Origin of the sequence: Rhizobium sp. AQ_MP, from assembly GCF_014237835.1 — a bacterium.
In the GTDB taxonomy this organism is placed as follows: Bacteria; Pseudomonadota; Alphaproteobacteria; order Rhizobiales; family Rhizobiaceae; genus Allorhizobium.
In genome coordinates this window covers 267,465-286,523 of the sequence record NZ_JACJVI010000004.1, presented here as the reverse complement: position 1 = coordinate 286,523, position 19,059 = coordinate 267,465, and the positions used below count along the sequence as shown (strand labels likewise).

At 61.9% G+C, this 19,059-nt stretch carries 20 protein-coding genes; 11 read left to right on the top strand and 9 right to left on the bottom strand.

What is annotated here, in order from left to right:
- Positions 1-9: 9 nt before the first annotated feature.
- The 3 genes from H6M51_RS09445 to H6M51_RS09435 are packed head-to-tail and all read right to left on the bottom strand — an operon-like array spanning position 10 to position 1,240.
- Entirely contained in the window at positions 10-756 is a 747-nt protein-coding gene (locus tag H6M51_RS09445) for a hypothetical protein (RefSeq protein ID WP_185809602.1), read from the bottom strand.
- A 3-nt stretch (positions 757-759) separates the two neighbouring features.
- Entirely contained in the window at positions 760-1,029 is a 270-nt protein-coding gene (locus H6M51_RS09440; RefSeq protein ID WP_185809601.1) for a type II toxin-antitoxin system RelE/ParE family toxin, read from the bottom strand.
- Positions 1,013-1,240 carry a DUF6290 family protein gene (locus tag H6M51_RS09435; protein ID WP_185809600.1) on the bottom strand — a complete coding sequence of 76 codons (228 nt, stop codon included), beginning with the start codon at positions 1,238-1,240 and terminating at the stop codon, positions 1,013-1,015. Before H6M51_RS09435 ends, H6M51_RS09440 begins: the two co-directional genes overlap by 17 nt.
- Positions 1,241-1,394: 154 nt before the next feature.
- Here H6M51_RS09435 and hisS point away from each other — a divergent pair, with 154 nt between their 5' ends.
- The 3 genes from hisS (at position 1,395) to hisG (ending at position 4,997) form a co-directional block, all read left to right on the top strand.
- Entirely contained in the window at positions 1,395-2,915 is a 1,521-nt protein-coding gene (hisS, locus tag H6M51_RS09430) for a histidine--tRNA ligase (RefSeq protein ID WP_185809599.1), read from the top strand.
- A 268-nt stretch (positions 2,916-3,183) separates the two neighbouring features.
- Positions 3,184-4,305: an ATP phosphoribosyltransferase regulatory subunit gene (locus H6M51_RS09425; protein WP_185809598.1), complete on the top strand. Its 1,122-nt coding sequence runs from the start codon at positions 3,184-3,186 to the stop codon at positions 4,303-4,305.
- Entirely contained in the window at positions 4,302-4,997 is a 696-nt protein-coding gene (gene hisG, locus H6M51_RS09420; protein WP_185809597.1) for an ATP phosphoribosyltransferase, read from the top strand. The genes H6M51_RS09425 and hisG overlap by 4 nt, the downstream gene beginning before the upstream one ends.
- Before the next feature lie 245 nt (positions 4,998-5,242).
- Here the strand turns inward: hisG and H6M51_RS09415 are convergent, their stop codons facing one another.
- Positions 5,243-5,677, bottom strand: a complete 435-nt coding sequence (locus H6M51_RS09415) for a DoxX family protein (protein ID WP_162548153.1) — start codon at positions 5,675-5,677, stop codon at positions 5,243-5,245.
- A gap of 226 nt (positions 5,678-5,903) precedes the next feature.
- On the opposite strand from H6M51_RS09415, the gene H6M51_RS09410 reads away from it, so the two are divergent.
- On the top strand, positions 5,904-6,611 hold the full coding sequence (locus H6M51_RS09410) for a glutathione binding-like protein (protein WP_185809596.1): 708 nt from the start codon (positions 5,904-5,906) through the stop codon (positions 6,609-6,611).
- A gap of 68 nt (positions 6,612-6,679) precedes the next feature.
- Here the strand turns inward: H6M51_RS09410 and H6M51_RS09405 are convergent, their stop codons facing one another.
- From H6M51_RS09405 to groES, 3 genes are all read right to left on the bottom strand, one after another.
- On the bottom strand, positions 6,680-7,120 hold the full coding sequence (locus tag H6M51_RS09405; RefSeq protein ID WP_185809595.1) for a hypothetical protein: 441 nt from the start codon (positions 7,118-7,120) through the stop codon (positions 6,680-6,682).
- An 807-nt stretch (positions 7,121-7,927) separates the two neighbouring features.
- Positions 7,928-9,568: a chaperonin GroEL gene (groL, locus tag H6M51_RS09400; protein ID WP_185809594.1), complete on the bottom strand. Its 1,641-nt coding sequence runs from the start codon at positions 9,566-9,568 to the stop codon at positions 7,928-7,930.
- A gap of 69 nt (positions 9,569-9,637) precedes the next feature.
- Positions 9,638-9,934 (bottom strand): co-chaperone GroES, encoded by a 297-nt coding sequence (groES, locus tag H6M51_RS09395; RefSeq protein WP_062276043.1) that lies wholly within the window; start codon positions 9,932-9,934, stop codon positions 9,638-9,640.
- 149 nt (positions 9,935-10,083) lie between these two features.
- On the opposite strand from groES, the gene chrA reads away from it, so the two are divergent.
- The 5 genes from chrA (at position 10,084) to H6M51_RS09370 (ending at position 14,373) form a co-directional block, all read left to right on the top strand.
- A complete protein-coding gene (gene chrA, locus H6M51_RS09390) occupies positions 10,084-11,442 on the top strand; it encodes a chromate efflux transporter (RefSeq protein WP_185809593.1) in 1,359 nt (452 codons plus the stop codon).
- Between the two features lie 108 nt (positions 11,443-11,550).
- Positions 11,551-12,399 carry a TIGR01459 family HAD-type hydrolase gene (locus tag H6M51_RS09385; RefSeq protein ID WP_185809592.1) on the top strand — a complete coding sequence of 283 codons (849 nt, stop codon included), beginning with the start codon at positions 11,551-11,553 and terminating at the stop codon, positions 12,397-12,399.
- Between the two features lie 13 nt (positions 12,400-12,412).
- Positions 12,413-13,393 carry a bifunctional riboflavin kinase/FAD synthetase gene (locus H6M51_RS09380; RefSeq protein ID WP_162548160.1) on the top strand — a complete coding sequence of 327 codons (981 nt, stop codon included), beginning with the start codon at positions 12,413-12,415 and terminating at the stop codon, positions 13,391-13,393.
- Positions 13,394-13,501: 108 nt separating this feature from the next.
- The gene (locus H6M51_RS09375; RefSeq protein WP_185809591.1) at positions 13,502-13,930 is read left to right on the top strand and encodes a YeeE/YedE family protein; all 429 of its coding nucleotides are present in this window, start codon (positions 13,502-13,504) and stop codon (positions 13,928-13,930) included.
- On the top strand, positions 13,930-14,373 hold the full coding sequence (locus H6M51_RS09370) for a DUF6691 family protein (RefSeq protein WP_185809590.1): 444 nt from the start codon (positions 13,930-13,932) through the stop codon (positions 14,371-14,373). The genes H6M51_RS09375 and H6M51_RS09370 overlap by 1 nt, the downstream gene beginning before the upstream one ends.
- 205 nt (positions 14,374-14,578) lie before the next feature.
- Here H6M51_RS09370 and H6M51_RS24615 read toward each other — a convergent pair whose 3' ends face one another.
- Complete coding sequence (locus H6M51_RS24615; protein ID WP_246780452.1) at positions 14,579-14,728, bottom strand: type II toxin-antitoxin system RelE/ParE family toxin; 150 nt, start codon at positions 14,726-14,728, stop codon at positions 14,579-14,581.
- Positions 14,725-15,009, bottom strand: a complete 285-nt coding sequence (locus tag H6M51_RS09360) for a hypothetical protein (RefSeq protein ID WP_185809589.1) — start codon at positions 15,007-15,009, stop codon at positions 14,725-14,727. The genes H6M51_RS24615 and H6M51_RS09360 overlap by 4 nt, the downstream gene beginning before the upstream one ends.
- Before the next feature lie 318 nt (positions 15,010-15,327).
- On the opposite strand from H6M51_RS09360, the gene ileS reads away from it, so the two are divergent.
- Together ileS and H6M51_RS09350 are read left to right on the top strand one after the other, a co-directional pair.
- A complete protein-coding gene (gene ileS / locus H6M51_RS09355) occupies positions 15,328-18,234 on the top strand; it encodes an isoleucine--tRNA ligase (protein WP_185809588.1) in 2,907 nt (968 codons plus the stop codon).
- Between the two features lie 151 nt (positions 18,235-18,385).
- Positions 18,386-19,018, top strand: a complete 633-nt coding sequence (locus tag H6M51_RS09350; RefSeq protein WP_162548165.1) for a hypothetical protein — start codon at positions 18,386-18,388, stop codon at positions 19,016-19,018.
- The last annotated feature ends 41 nt before the right edge of the window (positions 19,019-19,059 follow it).

Sequence of the window (19,059 nt, the reverse complement as noted above, 5' to 3'; positions counted from 1 at the left end):
AGTGATGTCTCAGCGGGCAATGACGTGATGCACGATGCGATAGTCCCGGCTCTCTTCACCGAAGGGGATCACCGGCCAGTCCCAATGAGCGAAAGATCGCCCGAGATCGACGCCGTGCATCAGGTCCTGGGTCCCTTGCTTGAGGCCGTTACGGTCTATGACCGCATAGCTGACATCGGTGACAAGGCAGGTCTTCGCCGGCAGCTGCGCCAGTCCTTCAATATGCGCTGCGATCACCTGGCGCATCCTGTCGTCCTCCGCTGGCTGCCCACCGAGGCGCCACGCGACCCCGATGCCGATCTGCGAGAGCAGATTGGCCGAGGCCACGAAATCGAGATAGGGCACCTGCCGGAGAAACGCGAGCGGCTCCAAAACCTCGCCGGCAAGCAGAGCATCTATTCCCGAAAGGTCCCGCTCGATCAGGCGCACATTCTTCAGGCCCTTGAGCTTCAGCCAGCCCCGCACGCTGGCCAGATGCACGAGATCGACCAGCACCACCGTATCGAAGAGCCGCGAAAGCTCGAAGATCGGCACGTCGCGCAAGAGCCCCGATCCCAGCACCACCACCGTCCGCCGCTGTCGGCAGGCTTCGGCCGCCCCGAGAATTGCGGCCTTGGTCCGTCGCTCATGGTCCGCCCAGTCGGCTGAACAGCGATTGGCCCGCGCCCAGAGATTGACGGAGGAGCGGATGAACGGGCGATGCGCAGCCGAGGTCAGCGGCCATGTCGCGGCATAATTGAGGGCTTCAAGGATCATGTCTTACCGATAGACGGAGCTGCGATGGCCGATCTCGACCACGAGGACGACGAGCTTTTGGTCCTGGATATCGCAGATGATGCGGTAATCGCCAACTGTGTAGCGCCAATAGGCACCAAGCTTGCTGCCGTGAAGCGGATCGCCGAGGCTTCGGGGGTTGTCGTGGGTAGCAAGGCGTTCTTCAAGAAACTGCTTGATGCGGCGCTGGATGACGGGGTCGAGTTTCTTGATCGTTTTCTGAACGGGCTGACGATACTCAATCGTCCAGGCCACACCAGAACTCCTCGGAGCTGACAACTTTGTCCTCGCCGCTCTGAATACGCTTCATGGCCTCATCGGCGGCAGCCAAATCTTGCAGGTTTTGAAGCTCGCGCTGGATCATCTGACGCAGATAATCATCCGGCTCCGCGCCGGCTTCCGAGGCGTATTCAACGATCAACTGGTGCATTTCTTCCGGCATCTCGAGCGTGACGCGCTTGTTCATTGGTCCAACCTCTGGTTTCGCGCCGGAATATACCACCGCCACCGCCCATTTTCCAGCATCGGGCCTCGTCCCCGCCCGCCTTCGCCCTTGCCGCCAAATCCTTGATCCTCTAAGACACCGGCACCTTTTTGAAACGAAAATTCCGGTTGTCATCATGAGCGATAAGAACAAGAAGCCCCAGAAGCTGAAGGCCCGCCTGCCGCGCGGCTTCGTCGATCGCGAGGCCGCCGACATTCGCGCCGCCAACCAGATGATGGAGACCATCCGCGAGGTCTATGAGCGCTACGGCTTCGACCCGATCGAAACGCCGCTTTTCGAATACACCGATGCGCTGGGCAAGTTCCTGCCCGACAGCGACCGCCCGAACGAGGGCGTCTTCTCGCTGCAGGACGATGACGAACAGTGGATGTCGTTGCGCTATGACCTGACCGCTCCGATGGCGCGTCATGTTGCGGAGAATTTCCAGGAAATCCAGCTGCCCTTCCGCACCTATCGCGCCGGCTACGTCTTCCGCAACGAGAAGCCGGGTCCTGGCCGCTTCCGCCAGTTCATGCAGTTCGATGCCGACACCGTCGGCGCACCCGGCGTCCAGTCCGACGCCGAAATGTGCATGATGATGGCTGACACGCTGGAAGCCCTCGGCATCAAGCGCGGCGACTATGTGATCCGCGTCAACAACCGCAAGGTTTTGGACGGCGTGATGGAGGCGATCGGCGTCGGCGGCGAGGAGAATGCCGGACGGCGCCTCGGCGTCCTGCGCGCCATCGACAAGCTCGACAAGTTTGGACCTGAGGGCGTTAGGCTGCTGCTGGGCGCAGGTCGAAAGGATGAGAGCGGCGACTTTACCAAGGGCGCGGGGCTGAACGAAGATCAGATCGCCAAAGTCCTCTTCTTCGTCGGCATTAAGTCCTATGCCGAAAGCGCAGCCGAACTGGCCGCTCTCGTCGCCGGAACATCCAAGGGCGAAGAGGGCGTCGAGGAGCTGAACATGATCGGCGCGCTCGTCGCCGGCGCCGGTTACGATGCCACGCGCATCAAGATCGACCCCTCCGTCGTCCGTGGCCTCGAATACTACACCGGCCCCGTCTACGAAGCCGAACTCACCTTCGACGTCACCAACGAGAAGGGCGAAAAGGTCGTCTTCGGCTCGGTCGGCGGTGGTGGCCGTTACGATGGTCTCGTCTCGCGCTTCATGGGCCAGCCGGTCCCGGCCACGGGCTTCTCGATCGGCGTCTCGCGCCTGATGACGGCCTTGAAGAACCTCGGCAAGCTCGGTCAGGATGAGGTGCTGGGCCCGGTCCTCGTCACCGTCATGGATGGCGATGTCGAGAGCATGGGCCGCTACCAGCGCTTTACGCAACAGCTGCGCGCCGAAGGCATTCGCGCCGAAATGTACCAGGGCAACTGGAAGAAGTTCGGTAACCAGCTGAAATATGCCGACCGCCGCGGTGCCCCCATCGCCATCATCCAGGGCGGCGACGAGCGCGCGCAAGGTGTCGTCCAGATCAAGGACCTGATCGAGGGCAAGCGCCTCTCCGGCGAGATCACCGACAATGCCGAATGGCGCGAAGCCCGCGTCGCCCAGGAAGTCGTAGCCGAGGCGGATTTGGTCGCCAAGGTCAAGGAGATCCTTGAGCATCAGGCGGAAGATCGTCGACGGGCGAAAGGTGATTGATGTCTGAGCGGGTGGCTTTTCCCCTACCCAACCCTCCCCACAAGGGGGAGGGGGCCGGTCGGCGCATGTCGCTGATGCTGAGGGCCCCGTTTGCGGTGTCTGATGTCAGAGCTGGCGGTTACCCCCCTCTGTCACTTCGTGACATCTCCCCCACAGGGGGGGAGAGTGGCGGCAGCGCGAGGGGCTGGCCCCAACCCGCTCTCCCCCCTTGTGGGGGAGATGCCCGTCAGGGCAGAGGGGGGTATCAACACATTCCAGGTTCAATTCCATGCCCCTGACCGACATGCCGGATTTCGCCGGCACCATCCTGCAGGAATTCACATCGCGCGGCACGACCCGCGTCGATACACCCGTGATCCAGCCGGCAGCCCCTTTTCTCGATATGGCGGGCGAAGACCTGCGTCGCCGCATCTTCCTCACCGAAAACGAGCGCGGCGAAAGCCTCTGCCTGCGCCCCGAATTCACCATTCCCGTCTGCCTGCGCCACATCGAAACCGCGACCGGCACGCCGAAGCGTTACGCCTATCTCGGCGAAGTCTTCCGTCAGCGCCGCGAAGGCCCGCAGGAGTTCTACCAGGCCGGCATCGAGGATCTCGGTGATATCGCGGTCGCCGCCTCGGATGCCCGCGCGATTTCAGACAGCGTGGCGATCCTCACGCGCCTGCTGCCGACAAAGCCGCTCACCGTCACGCTCGGCGATCAGGCCGTCTTCGAAGCCGTCGTCAAGGCGCTCGGCCTGCCCGCCGGCTGGCAGAAGCGCCTGATCCAGGCCTTCGGCAATCCCGTCCAGATCGACCAGCTCCTGCGCACGCTCGCGACGCCGACGCCGGTGCCGGGTCTGGCGCCGGAGGTTTCGGACCTGCTGGCAAAGGGTGACCAGGAGGCCCTGATCGCCCATATCGATGCGACCATGCAGGAAACCGGCTATCTCACCAATGCGAGCCGCACCCCGGCCGAGATCGCCCGCCGCCTCAAGGAAAAGCTGGAACTCTCCGAGACCCGCCTCGATGGTGCGGCCCTCCTCTTGCTGCGCGAATTCCTCTCGCTCGAACTGCCGCTTGGCGATGCGTCGGCGGCACTCGCCGGCTTTGCCGATGCCGCCGACCTCAAGCTCGGACCAGCACTCAGCCGCTTCGATGAACGCGTGGCAGCCCTTGCGAATATCGGCACGGATCTCACCCGCATCACCTACCGCGCCGCCTTCGGCCGTCCGCTGGATTATTACACCGGCCTCGTCTTCGAAGTGGCCGTGGAAGGCAAACCCGCCGTGCTCGCCGGTGGCGGTCGTTTCGACCGGCTGCTGACCCTGCTTGGTGCAGAAAGTCATATCCCCGCCGTCGGCTTCTCGCTGTGGCTGGATCGCATCGAGACGGAAAGGAGTGCGTCATGACCATCACCATCGGTCTGCCCTCCAAGGGGCGCATGAAAGACGATGCTTCCGCCATCTTCGAGCGTGCCGGCATGAAGATCGTCGCCGTCGGCAATGACCGCTCCTATCGCGGCCGTGTCGAAGGCTTCGACGATGTCGAGATCGCCTATCTTTCGGCTTCCGAAATCTCGCGCGAGATCGGCAATGGCACGGTCGATTTCGGCGTCACCGGCGAAGACCTGATCCGCGAGGGTTTGGCGGAAGCCGACGCCCGCGTCGAGATCGCAGCTCGCCTCGGCTTCGGCCATGCCGATGTCGTCGTCGCCGTGCCTGAAATCTGGTACGACGTCGACACCATGGCCGATCTCGGCGATGTCGCGGCCGAATTCCGCACCCGCCATGGCCGGCGTCTGGCGATCGCCACCAAATACTGGCGCCTGACGCAACAGCATTTTTCGGGAAGCCACGGCATTCAGCTTTATCGCATCGTCGAAAGTCTGGGAGCCACCGAAGGGGCCCCCGCTGCCGGCCAGGCCGATATCATCGTCGACATCACCTCCACCGGCTCGACGCTGCGCGCCAACCACCTTAAGGTCCTCTCGGACGGCGTTATTCTTCGCTCCGAGGCCTGCCTTGTCAGGGCACGGAAGCAGGAGCATGAGGGCAATGCGATGATCGGCCGGATCATCGAGGCCGTGCGCGGCGCGCTTTAAGGAGCAACTCGCCAGCAGCCTTTGTGTGTGTGTGTTGCCCCCCTCTGTCACTTCGTGACATCTCCCCCACAGGTGGGGAGAGGAGAGGGAGTGCGCGGCGCCGCCCCCATCCGCTCTCCACCCGTGTGGGGGAGATGCCCGGCAGGGCAGAGGGGGGTAACCCCACGACGATAGTCAGCAAGAAACACAAAAAAACCCGCCGGATCTCTCCAGCGGGTTTCCTTTTGCCTTGTGAGGCAGGGATATCAGGCAGCCGAGCGACGTGCGTCGATCGAGTAGGCGCCGGCGCCGGTGATGGCGAGAGCGATATAGCCGCCGGCCATCGTGATGTTCTTCATGACCATGATCTGGTTCAGCGTGTTGATCCAGCCGAGCGCACCTTCCGGCCAGCCTTCGATGGCAACGGTGCCGGTGTGGAAGACGAGACCGGTGAAGACGCAGAACAGAGCAACGGTCCAGGCGGTGATCTTGGTCTGGAAGCCGACGAGGATGAAGAGACCGGCAACCAGCTCATAGAGGCCGGCGGCATAGGCGAGCAGATCGGCGGCGGGCAGGCCAGCGCCGGAGATCATGCCTGCGGTGCCGGCCGGGTCGGCCAGCTTGCCGAAGCCCGACATGATGAACATGAAGGAGAGGAGGATACGAACGAGAACGAGAAGACCGTTATTGGTGGCGGACATAAGGGGGGAACTCCGTTGAGCGTTGACCCTGAAACCCCCAGCCTTGGCGGTTCCAGTAACTGCCGCCTAGATGCATGCTTTTTTGTCGCAGGGATAGGTTAACAGTTTTTGACTGTTCGTTCACAAAAAGGAAACGACTGATCCGCTCTTGTTCGCTGCATTCCTCTTCCCGCCGACGGGCTCGCTTCCTACCTACGAAAAAGTCCGCCGAGCAAAGGAGCTTTCCATGGCAGATCTCTCCGCATTTCCCATCACCGCCAAATGGCCGGCCACCAATCCCGATCTCATCCAGCTCTATTCCCTGCCGACGCCGAACGGCGTCAAAGTCTCGATCGCCCTGGAAGAACTCGGGCTTGCCTACGAGCCGCATCTCGTCGATTTCGGCACCAATGCCCAGAAGAGCCCCGAATTCGTCTCGCTCAATCCGAACGGTCGTATTCCTGCGCTGATCGACCCGAATGGCCCGGATGGCAAGCCGATCGGCATCTTCGAGTCTGGCGCGATCCTGATCTATCTCGCCGACAAGACCGGCAAGCTCCTGCCGAAGGAGGGCGCTGCACGCTACGCGGTCCTGCAGTGGCTGATGTTCCAGATGGGCGGTGTCGGTCCGATGTTCGGCCAGTACGGCCATTTCCACAAATTCGCAGCCGACAAGGTGGAGAACAATCCCTATCCGGCCCAGCGCTACCGCGACGAAAGCCGCCGACTGCTCGGCGTGCTTGAGGCACAGCTTGAAAAGGGGCCTTGGCTGACAGGCGAAGACTACACGATCGCCGATATCGCCACCTGGCCCTGGGTGCGTTGCCTTAAGGTCTTCTACGACGGCGAGGCCGATCTGGGCCTCGCAGATTTTCCTCGGGTTCTTGACTGGTGGGCCCGGGCTGAAGCCCGTCCGGCAAGCCAGAAAGGACTAGGTATTCCCGCTCGCGTCTGACCACAGGTGCGCCGAGGGTGTTAGCGCACCCTCGGCACCAAGGCCCAGTGACGCGCGCACCGGAAATTTTAGGACGGCGTCACGGACACCGTTGTCGGCAGCTGGAACCGGGGGAAGATAAAGAGCCCGACCATGCCGCCGCCACTGCCTTCAAAGGCAGAGGATTCGCCGATGCAGAAGACGGGTTGGCGGTGAGATGTGCTCGAGACGATGGTCGTCGAGTAGCAGAACCGGGATGGCTGTGTGGCCGCCTGTTCGAACAGCCGCAAGATATGTGCCCGATCGGCGGGATCATAGCAGCGCATCACCGTGAGCAGACCACATTCATGGCTGCTCAGACCGTGCAGTGATCGTGCACGGTCACCAAGCTTCAGGAGCCCGTTTGTCAGGTCGCCTGTCCAGTCTTCGGACAGGCCGAATCGGCAGGCGTTCTGCCCTGCCAGACCGTCTCCATCCTGTTCGCTCACCCTGAAGGTGGTCGCAAGATCCGCATTCGCAATTTTGAACAAGGCGTTCCCCAAGTCGATAGCCAGAACCGGCCCATATTCCATCGGCCCGGGCAAATTTGCCCTGAGGCCACCCCCATCCCGGCGTGTCAGGCCGGTGCCCCCATCGGAACGATCATCCGTCCATCAGGCTCCCGGCACTCGAAACACACGACAACGATCACTGTGCCACCCGCTCCTGATCGAGAAAGCACAGCCTTTGAAACCAGGTCGGTCAGTCGACGGACCGACCGATCAGGACAAACCTATCGCCGCATAGTGTTCCGGCCACAGCAATGCGCACCACGGCAGTACTAGTGTTACCGCCCGGCTCTCGACTGTCCCCCACAAGAAAGTCGAAGATTAACACGCTGATGGCGCCGGAATTAACGAACTGGATACCACGATTTATTTCTGATGAAAACGGTTTCCGTTTCAATCCGGGACAGAATGACAGGATAAGTGAAGTATACTTAATATTAGAATAAATTAAAATGACAGTCAGCGGGACGACTTCAGCTACCATATGTTGCAAACGTCTTCGAAACTGCATCGCCACATGCAAAAAGGGCGACCCGGAGGTCGCCCTTTAAGAAATGAACCGGATGGCTCAGATGTCGGACCCGATCAGTCTTACATCATGTCCATGCTGCCAGTTCAGCGCGCTTGACGCGCTGAACCACTCTAGGTGATGGGCGGCTTTGATGGACCTGATGGTAAGACCCGAAGGTCTTACATCATGTCCATGCCGCCAGTTCAGCGCGCTTGACGCGCTGAACCACTCTAGGTGATGGGCGGCTCCAATGGACCTGATGGTAAGACCCGAAGGTCTTACATCATGTCCATGCCGCCCATACCGCCCATGCCGCCCGGCATGCCGCCAGCAGCTTCCTTCTTCGGAAGTTCGGCGATCATGGCTTCGGTGGTGATCAGCAGCGAAGCAACCGAAGCTGCATTCTGCAGGGCAGTGCGGACAACCTTGACCGGATCGACGATACCCATGGCGATCATGTCGCCGAATTCGCCGGTCTGGGCGTTGTAGCCGTAGTTTTCTTCGTTCTTGTCGAGGATCTTGCCGACGATGATCGAAGCTTCGTCACCGGCATTGGTGGCGATCTGGCGAACCAGCGACTGCAGGGCGCGGCGAACGATGTTGATGCCGGCTTCCTGGTCGTCGTTGACGCCCTTCACGGTGATCTTCGTGGAAGAACGCAGGAGAGCGGTACCACCGCCCGGTACGATGCCTTCCTGAACGGCCGCGCGGGTCGCGTTCAGAGCGTCATCGATGCGGTCCTTGCGCTCCTTGACTTCGATTTCGGTCGAGCCGCCGACGCGGATGACGGCAACGCCACCGGCGAGCTTGGCCAGACGCTCCTGGAGCTTCTCGCGGTCGTAGTCGGAGGTGGTTTCTTCGATCTGGGCCTTGATCTGGGCAACGCGGCCTTCGATGTCGGACTTTGCACCGGCGCCATCAACGATGGTGGTGTTTTCCTTGGTGATCGAGACCTTCTTGGCGCGGCCGAGCATGTCGAGGGTGACCGACTCGAGCTTGATGCCGAGATCTTCCGAGATGACAGTGCCGCCCGAGAGGATGGCGATGTCTTCCAGCATGGCCTTGCGGCGATCGCCGAAGCCCGGAGCCTTGACGGCCGCGATCTTCAGGCCGCCACGCAGCTTGTTGACGACGAGCGTTGCAAGAGCTTCGCCTTCGACGTCTTCAGCGATGATGACGAGCGGCTTGCCGGTCTGAACGACGGCTTCGAGAACCGGCAGCATGGCCTGGAGGTTCGAGAGCTTCTTCTCGTGGAGGAGAATGAACGCGTCTTCGAGGTCAGCGACCATCTTTTCCGGGTTCGTCACGAAGTACGGCGACAGGTAGCCGCGGTCGAACTGCATGCCTTCAACGACTTCGAGTTCGGTCTCGGCGGTCTTGGCTTCCTCGACGGTGATGACGCCTTCGTTGCCAACCTTCTGCATGGCTTCAGCGATGTCGTTACCGACCTGCGTGTCGCCGTTTGCCGAGATCGTGCCGACCTGGGCAACTTCAGCCGAGGTGGAGATCTTCTTGGCCTTGGCCTGCAGATCCTTGACGACTTCCGAAACGGCGAGGTCGATACCGCGCTTCAGGTCCATCGGGTTCATGCCGGCAGCAACAGCCTTGGCGCCTTCGCGAACGATGGCCTGGGCAAGAACGGTTGCAGTGGTGGTGCCGTCACCGGCGATGTCGTTGGTCTTCGAAGCAACTTCGCGGACCATCTGGGCGCCCATGTTTTCGAACTTGTCTTCCAGTTCGATTTCCTTGGCGACCGATACACCGTCCTTGGTGATGCGCGGAGCGCCGAAGGACTTGTCGATGATGACGTTACGACCCTTCGGGCCGAGGGTAACCTTCACGGCGTCAGCGAGGATGTCGACGCCATGCAGCATCTTTTCGCGCGCGGTGCGGCCAAACTTGATTTCTTTAGCAGCCATGTTCAAAACTCCCGGGCGTCTAGCCCATTGGTGAATTGGTTAAAAAGGAAGTCGGGTATCCGGCTGAAATCAGCCGATGATGCCCATGATGTCGGCTTCCTTCATGATCAGCAGGTCAACGCCGTCGAGCTTGACCTCGGTGCCGGACCACTTGCCGAACAGAACGCGGTCGCCGACCTTGACGTCGAGGGCAACCTGCTTGCCGCTTTCGTCGCGGGCGCCCGGGCCAACGGCGATGACTTCGCCTTCAGCCGGCTTTTCCTTGGCGGTGTCGGGAATGATGATGCCGCCCTTGGTCTTTTCTTCGGACTCGACGCGCTTGACGACAACGCGATCGTGCAGAGGACGGAAATTGGTGCTTGCCATTGTCTAATCCCTCGATCAAATGACATTCGCGATCCCGGACGGGACCACATCGGAATTTGTTAGCACTCTCCCTTGGGGAGTGCCAGCGACGCTGAGATAAGAATAGCCTCGTGACGAGTCAAGCGCGCGTTTGAAAAAAGGAAGGGTGCATGCCGGCGAAGCCCACCGACATTCACGATTCCCAGATTCCGATCGATCGCCCTGCAGCTCCAACAGTCTCGGAACTCGTATCCGCCTTTGCTCGCATCGGCTGCCTCTCCTTCGGTGGTCCGGCCGCACAGATCGCGCTGATGCACAAGATCTGCGTCGAGGAAAAGCGCTGGATCGATGAGGACCGTTATCTCCATGCCCTGAACTACTGCATGCTGCTGCCCGGCCCGGAGGCGCAGCAACTCGCGACCTATATCGGCTGGCTCCTGCATGGCGTGCGCGGCGGCATTGTCGCAGGCCTTCTCTTCGTTCTCCCCGGCCTTGCAGTCATCCTTGGTCTTTCCACGCTTTATGCGCTCTACCAGGACACGAGCCTTGTCGCCGGCCTGTTCTTCGGACTGAAGGCTGCAGTATTGGCGATTGTCGTTGAAGCCGTCATCCGCATCGGCAAGCGGGCCCTGAAGACGGCTTTCCACCGCTGGCTGGCCGCTACCGCCTTCTTCGCCCTGTTCCTGTTCTCGATCCCATTCCCCCTGGTCGTTCTGACCGCCGCGCTGATTGGTCTTCTTCACGCTAAGGTGTCAACGTCCAACGCCGCCGTCGTGGTTGTGCTAGAGGCAACGGCCCGTCCTCCCTTCCTCCGACAGCTTGCGGCACTCCTCTTCTGGATCGCGGTTTGGCTCGCGCCTCTTCCGCTCCTCTGGCTCCTGCTGCCGGAGACGGCTTTGCCGGAAATCCAGAGCTTCTTCTCGAAGATGGCGCTCGTCACCTTTGGCGGCGCCTATGCCGTGCTCGCCTATGTCGCCCAGGTCGCCGTCGATCACTACGCCTGGCTAAAACCCGGCGAAATGCTCGATGGTCTGGCGCTCGCCGAAACGACGCCGGGACCGCTGGTCCTGGTTCTCTCTTATGTCGGCTTCCTCGCCGGCTTCCGGCAGAGCGGGGCGCTTGATCCGTTGCTCGGCGGCCTCCTCGGGGGCGTCATCGCCGCCTGGGCCACCTTCATCCCGAGCTTCATCTGGATCTTCGCCGGCGCCCCCTATATCGAGCGGCTGCGCGGCAATAGGCTCCTGAGTGCGGCACTGTCCGCCATCACCGCCGCCGTTGTCGGCGTGATCCTCAATCTGGCTGTCTGGTTTGCGCTGCATGTGATCTTCAGGCAGGTGGAGCCGGCCACGATTGCCAGTTTCGGGCTCCTCACGCTGTCGGTGCCGCACCCCGTCTGGTCGACCTTAGACTGGCAGGCATCCGTCATCGCCGTCCTGGCTGCCGTAATGATCTTCCGCTTCCACCTTGGCATCGGCAAGACGCTTCTGGTTTCCGGAGCGCTTGGCTTGGCCGCGCATTTCCTGCTCTGACACGGAAGGAGAGGTCGCGGCATTTTCGGCCTCCGGCACGCTTCCCCCTTGCCTTGCCGCCCGTCCTTTGCCATGTCACCGGTCTCACATCAGCAGTCAGGACAGACGATGACCCGCAGCATTTCCACCCTTGGCGACGTGACCGACGCTTACGACGTCATTCTCTGCGATGTCTGGGGTGTCCTGCACAACGGCATTGATGCCTTCCCGCTCGCCGGTGAGGCGCTGACCGCAGCCCGCGAAAAGGGCCTGACGGTTGTGCTGATCACAAACTCGCCGCGCCCCGCGATCGGCGTCATCCCGCAGCTGCGCGCCATCGGCGTTCCCGACAGCGCCTATGACCGGATCGTCACCTCCGGCGACGTGACGCGCACCCTGATTGCCGCCGGCCCGAGGAAGGTCTTCCTGCTCGGCCCAGAGCGCGACCTGCCGCTGTTCGATGGTCTCGATGTCGAGGTCGTCTCGAAGGAGGAGGCCGACTGCGTCGTCTGCACCGGCTTCTTCGACGACGAGACCGAGCAGCCGGAAGACTATCGCTACATGCTGACCGAGTTTGTGGCCCGCAAGGTGCCGCTGATCTGCGCCAATCCGGATCTGGTCGTCGAGCGCGGCCACCGCATCATCCCCTGCGCCGGCGCGGTGGCGGCCTTCTACACCGCCCTTGGTGGTGAAACACGTATCGCCGGCAAGCCGCACACGCCAATCTACGAGGCGACGCTCGCCGCCGCCCGTGAGGCGCGCGGCGACTTCGACAAGGCGCGTGTGCTGGCCATCGGCGACGGCATGCCGACCGACGTCAAGGGCGCCGTCGATGCCGGCCTTGATCTGCTCTACATTTCCGGTGGCATCCACGCCGCCGACTACGCGACCAACAACGTGACGGACGAGGCAAGGCTGAAGCTCTTCCTCGAGCGGGAAAAGGTCGCCCCGCAATACTGGATGCACAGGCTGGCATGAGGCGAGACCTGCGATGACCGTTTTTCACCGCAACGAAAAGAGGGAACCGCTGCCCGCAAAACTGCGCGGCGGTGTGGTCGCCATCGGCAATTTCGATGGTGTGCATCGCGGTCATCAGGCGGTGCTGAACCGGGCGTTGGAGCGGGCCGAAGCGCTTGGGGTACCCGCACTCGTGCTGACCTTCGAGCCCCATCCGCGTACCGTTTTTAATCCCGAGAACCCGGTTTTCCGCCTGACCCCGCCCTCGCTCAGGGCACGCATTCTGGAAGCCATGGGCTTCCATTCCGTCATCGAATATCCCTTCGACCGGGAGTTCTCGCAGCGCTCGGCAGAGGATTTCGTCGAGACGATCCTGCGCGACTGGCTGGGGGCCCGCGAAGTGGTCACCGGCTTTGACTTCCATTTCGGCAAGGGCAGGCAGGGCGGCCCGGCTTTCCTGATGCAGGCCGGCAGCCGGCACGGCTTTGGCGTGAGCCTCGTGGATGCCTTCCGCGACGAGGGGGGAGAAGTCATTTCGTCGAGCCGCATTCGTGGCCTGATCGCTGAAGGCGACGTCGCGCAGGCGGCCGGGCTTCTTGGCTATCGCTACACTGTCGAAGCCGAGGTGATGAAGGGCAAGCAGCTCGGTCGGACGCTGGGCTTTCCCACTGCCAACATGCATCTGCCACCCGAAGCGACGCTCCGCCCCGGCATCTATGCCGTCCGCTTCCGTCGCCCCGATGGCATCATCCGCGATGGCGTCGCAAGCTTCGGTTACCGACCGACGGTCACCACCAATGGCGATCCCTGGCTCGAAACTTTCATCTTCGATTTCTCCGGCGATCTCTATGGCGAAATCGGCTCCGTGTCGCTCTTCGGCTTCCTGCGTGACGAGTGGAAGTTCGACGGCCTCGATCCGCTTGTGGCCCAAATCCGCAAGGATGCGGAGGAGGCGAGGGCGCTGCTGTCAGGCGTCAAGCCCATCGGCCCCCTGGACGAGGCCATCGCCTTCTGAACACTCGGGGTTTGTCGGCGACGTGAGTTGCCGTGCGGTCTCGCGTCACATATGAGTGGGCATATGTAATTCGAGCCCGTGACGTCGCGGGTGACGCTGGAGCCTGTCTTGACCGAATTCACCCCCCTTACGTCCTTTGCCGGTGGCCTGCTGATCGGGCTTTCGGCGCTTCTCCTGATGCTGACCTGGGGCCGGATTGCCGGCATGACCGCCATCATCGGCGGCATCCTGCCGCCGCTGGGGCGGGACTGGTCCTGGAAGGCAGCCTTTCTGGCCGGTGCGATCCTCGCGCCGCTCGCCCTGTCATTCAGCGGTTACGAGGTCGAGTATTCGGTGCCCGTCTCGACAACCGCCCTGATCATCGGCGGCCTGGTCGCCGGCATCGGGGTCACCTTCGGCTCCGGCTGCACCTCCGGCCATGGCATCTGCGGCATGGCCCGCCTGTCGCGCCGCTCGATTGCCGCGACTGTCACCTTCATGGCCTTTGCCATCGCAACCGTCTTCCTCATCCGCCATGTCTTCGCAGGGGCGATCTGATGCCTTTCCTCCTCGTTTTCCTGATCGGCGCGCTCTTCGGCACAGGGATTGTCCTCTCCGGCATGGCGAACCCTGCCAAGGTTCTGAACTTCTTCGATTTCGCCGGCAGTTTCGATCCGAGCCTCGCTTTCGTCATGGCCGGCGCGCTTTCCGTGGCCGGCCCCGGCTACGCGCTGCTCTTCCGCAGCCGCCAAAAGCCGATCTTCGACGAGACCTTCCACCTGCCGAAGGCAAGCGCCATCGATGCGAAGCTGATCGGCGGTTCCGCCGTCTTCGGCATCGGCTGGGGCATTGCTGGTTTCTGCCCGGGGGCCTCCATCCCGGCAATTGGCCTCGGTCACGCCTCCGCCGCGATCTTCGTGGCGTCTCTGCTGGTCGGCATCTTGGTTGCCCGTAGGCTCGCCCAAGCCGATTTCTTTGCGGATGCGGCGCGCTCCGGCTGACAGAGATCCAGCGTTTAAGCCAACACTGGCGGCTTGATGCTCTCGGCGCGTAGAGCGGACGGTCCTATTAGTCTCGGTCAATCGGTGGCCATTGCCGTGAGGTATGGACGATCGCGAGGATGGCGAGCTGGCCGTCGGTTACCTCATAGATAAGGCGATAACTGGGATGCGGCAGAAGTTCACGGGTGCCAAGGACCAGGCCGATTTAGCCGGAATGGGAAAACTGACCAAGCTGGATGGCGGCCTGTTCGAAGCTGTGGTCGATGGACAGCGCTGCCATCGGGTTTTTCGCCACGAGGTAGTCGAAGATGGAAGCGCGGTCACGAATGGCCTGACGCGTCCATCGAACGATCATGAGCGGCTCGCCTTGAGAGCCATTTCCCGTCGCTCGGCAAACATCTGTTCGGTATTGTCTGCCGTGACGACCGCTCCTGCAGCCACGTCTTCGCGGCCACGCGCAACCTTGGCCTCCAGAAACTGACGATAGCCGCTATCGACCTTCTGGCGCTCGACGTAGTCTTCAACCATCTCCCGCAGCACTTCGGCTTCAGACGTCTGCGCGGAGGTAACCGCGGCAGCGAAGTCGTTGGCCAGTTTAGCGTCGATGTCGATTTGAATATGCGCCTTGCGCGTCATGGCACTTCCGTTCTGCCGTCAAAAAGGCTCAGGACCTGCAGTTGTGAAGTGAGTTTAAGCGTGTCGCTTTGACCTGTCCATCTCGCCCATCTTGCCCCCTTCCTTTCGGCGCGAAAAACCCCTAAAGAACGCGGCGACATGACGTATCTTCTGGCGGCCCGGATCATTCGAATTATTGGCCCGGCCCTCCCGGCGGCTTGAGAAGCTGCGGGAAGGTCCGGGTTTTTGGCGTTGGGTTTGAAGCCTGACGCCCGCTTGCCGCCACTCCAAGACGTAATTCCGCGACCGTTTGAGGTCGCCCCATCCGATGGCTGATCCATGACCGATACCCCTGAAAAGACAGATTATTCCAAGACCCTTTATCTGCCCGAGACCGAATTCCCGATGCGCGCCGGCCTTCCCCAGAAGGAGCCGGAAATGGCGGCGAAGTGGAAGCAGATGGGGCTTTACAAGAAGCTGCGCGCCTCGGCCGTCGGCCGCGAAAAATTCGTCCTGCATGACGGCCCGCCCTATGCCAACGGCAACATCCATATCGGCCATGCGCTGAACAAGGTGCTGAAGGACGTCATCACGCGCTCTTTCCAGATGCGCGGCTTTGATTCCAACTACGTGCCCGGCTGGGACTGCCATGGCCTGCCGATCGAGTGGAAGATCGAGGAAAAGTATCGCGAAAAGGGCAAGGACAAGAACGAGGTCCCGGTCAACGAATTCCGCAAGGAATGCCGCGAGTTTGCCCAAGGCTGGATCAACATCCAGGCCGAAGAGTTCCGTCGCCTCGGCATCGAGGGCGATTTCGACAATCCCTACACGACCATGGCCTTCCACGCGGAAGCCAGGATCGCCGGCGAACTCCTGAAGATCGCCATGTCCGGCCAGCTCTATCGTGGATCGAAGCCGATCATGTGGTCGGTCGTCGAACGCACGGCGCTCGCCGAAGCCGAAGTGGAATATGCCGAAGTCGAGAGCGACACGATCTGGGTGAAGTTCCCGGTAGTCGAAGGCGCCGCGGATCTGAAGTCGGCGTCCGTCGTCATCTGGACAACCACCCCATGGACCATCCCGGGCAACCGCGCGATCTCCTATTCTTCCAAGATCGAATACGGTCTCTACGAGATCACGGAAGCCACCAACGACTTCGGTCCGCAGCCGGGCGAGAAGCTGATCTTCGCCAAGCGCCTGGCCGAAGACGCAGCCACCAAAGCTAAGGTGACCTTCAAGCTCGTCCGCGACGTGACCGGTGCCGAACTTGGCGCCATCACCTGCGCCCACCCGCTGGCATCCATGGGCTACACCTTCGCCGTGCCCATGCTCGACGGCGATCACGTCACCGACGACGCCGGTACCGGTTTTGTCCACACGGCGCCGTCCCATGGCCGCGAAGACTTTGAAGCCTGGATGGCCAATGTCCGCGCGCTCGAAGCCCGTGGTATCGAAACGAAAATCCCGTTCCCGGTCGATGACGCCGGCTTCTACACGGAAGACGCCCCCGGTTTCGGCCCCTCGGCTGAAGGCGGTGCCGCGCGTGTGCTCGATGACAACGGCAAGAAGGGCGACGCCAACAAGCGCGTCATCGAGGCACTGATCGCCGCCAACAACCTCTTCGCCCGTGGCCGCATCAAGCACGAATATCCGCATTCCTGGCGCTCCAAGAAGCCGGTCATCTTCCGCAACACGCCGCAGTGGTTCGTCTACATGGACAAGGAACTCGGCGACGGCTCGACCCTGCGCACCCGCGCGCTCTCGGCCATCGATCAGACCCGTTTTGTCCCCGCCGGTGGCCAGAACCGCCTGCGCGCCATGATCGAGCAGCGCCCGGATTGGGTGCTCTCGCGTCAGCGCGCCTGGGGCGTGCCGATCTGCGTCTTCGCCGATGCCGAAGGCAATGTCCTGAAGGATGAGAAGGTTAACGCCCGCATCCTCGAAGCCTTCGAAAAGGAAGGCGCCGACGCCTGGTTTGCCGAAGGTGCCAAGGAGCGTTTCCTCGGAAACGAGCATGACGGCGACAAGTGGCAGATGGTCACCGACATTCTCGACGTCTGGTTCGATAGTGGCTCGACCCACACCTTCACGCTGGAAGATCGCCCGGACCTGAAATGGCCGGCCGATGTCTATCTGGAAGGCTCCGACCAGCATCGCGGCTGGTTCCATTCCTCGCTCCTGGAAAGCTGCGCCACCCGTGGCCGTGCGCCCTATAACGCCGTCATCACCCATGGCTTCACGATGGCGGAAGACGGTCGCAAGATGTCGAAGTCGCTCGGCAACACGGTGACGCCGCAGGATGTGATGAAGGAATCCGGCGCCGATATCCTGCGCCTCTGGGTCATGTCGACCGACTATGCCGAAGACCAGCGCCTCGGCAAGACGATCATCCAGACCAACATCGACGCCTACCGCAAGATCCGCAACACCATCCGCTGGATGCTCGGCACGCTCGCCCATGACCACGGCGACGAGATTTCCTATGCCGACCTGCCGGAACTCGAAAAGCTGATGCTGCATCGCCTGGCCGAACTCGACCAGCTGGTCCGCAAGTCCTATGACGAATTCGACTTCAAGCGCATCGTCCGCGCGCTTTCGGACTTCGCCAATGTCGAACTCTCGGCCTTCTATTTCGATATCCGCAAGGACACGCTCTATTGCGACGCCCCGTCGAGCCTGAAGCGCCGCTCGGCCCTCTTCGTCATCCGCAAGCTGTTCGACTGCCTGGTCCTGTGGTTTGCCCCGATGATGCCCTTCACGACGGAAGAGGCCTGGCTCTCGCGCGATCCGAAGGCCGAATCGGTCCATCTGGAACAGTTCCCGGTGATCCCGGCCGACTGGTCCAACGAGGCCATCGCCGAAAAGTGGAAGGGCGTTCGCGCCGTCCGCCGTGCCGTCACCGGTGCCTTGGAAATCGAGCGCAAGGAAAAGCGCATCGGCTCTTCGCTGGAAGCCGCCCCGGTCGTGCATGTCGCCGATGCGGAGCTTCTGAAGGCGCTAGACGGTCTCGACTTCGCCGAGATCTGCATCACCTCCGACATCTCCGTTGTCGCAGGTGAAGGCCCTGCCGAAGCCTTCCGTCTCGACGATGGCACCAAGGTCGCCGTAGAGCCGAAGCTTGCCGAAGGCACGAAATGCGCCCGCTCCTGGAAGATCACCAGGGACGTGGGCTCCGATCCGGATTATCCGGATGTGTCGGCGCGCGACGCCCAGGCGCTGCGCGAACTCAAGGCGCTGGCTGGCTAAGAAAGCCTGGCTTGAGGAAATGTGACCGGATGATTTGCGCTTTCGCGGGTCATCCGGTAAAACTGCCTGAAATTGGCCGAAATCGACCGGCAGGGCTGGTCGGGAGTATTCGGCACGACTTATGAAACTGCGGCGAGGCTGGTAGGCATTCATGAATTCGGCATATCTGTTCAGAGTTGGCCTGGGTCTGGTCGGTCTTTTCGGCGTCACGGCAGGTCTTTCCGGTTGCGTCGGCAGCCCGACCTACGGCACCGACAAGACCGCGATGGAGCAGCTGGTGGATGACGTCGGCTCCGCCGTCTCGATCGCCCCGCGAGAAGCTGCCAACAAGGGCACGAAATACAATCCGCGTCCGGACCTCGTTCTGCCGCCGGGTGGCGCGCAGACTGCGGCCCTCGTTGCCCCACAGACATCGGTTGCCAACCGTGAAAACAATCCGGAATGGGTGGAATCGCCGGAAGAGGCGCGCGAGCGTCTCGTGGCCGAGGCTGATGCCAATGCCAACAATCCGCGTTACCGCTCGCCGCTGCTCGCAGGCTATGGCACGGCCGGCACCCTGACCGAGACGCAGAAATGGCAGGCCTTCCGCGACGCGCGTGCGCTCCAGAAGGGTGCGTACCTCGATCAACGCCGCCTTCTCTCCGATCCGCCGGCCGAATATCGCCAGACCCAGGACGTGGCGCTGACCGATCTCGGCGAACCGGAACTGAAGAAGGAAAAGCGCCGCAAGAAGGAGGCCAAGGCCGCCCGGCAGAGTAGCTCCTGGTGGATGCCCTTCCAATAAGCGTCTTTTGCAGCACATCATACCGGGGCAGGGCGGAAACG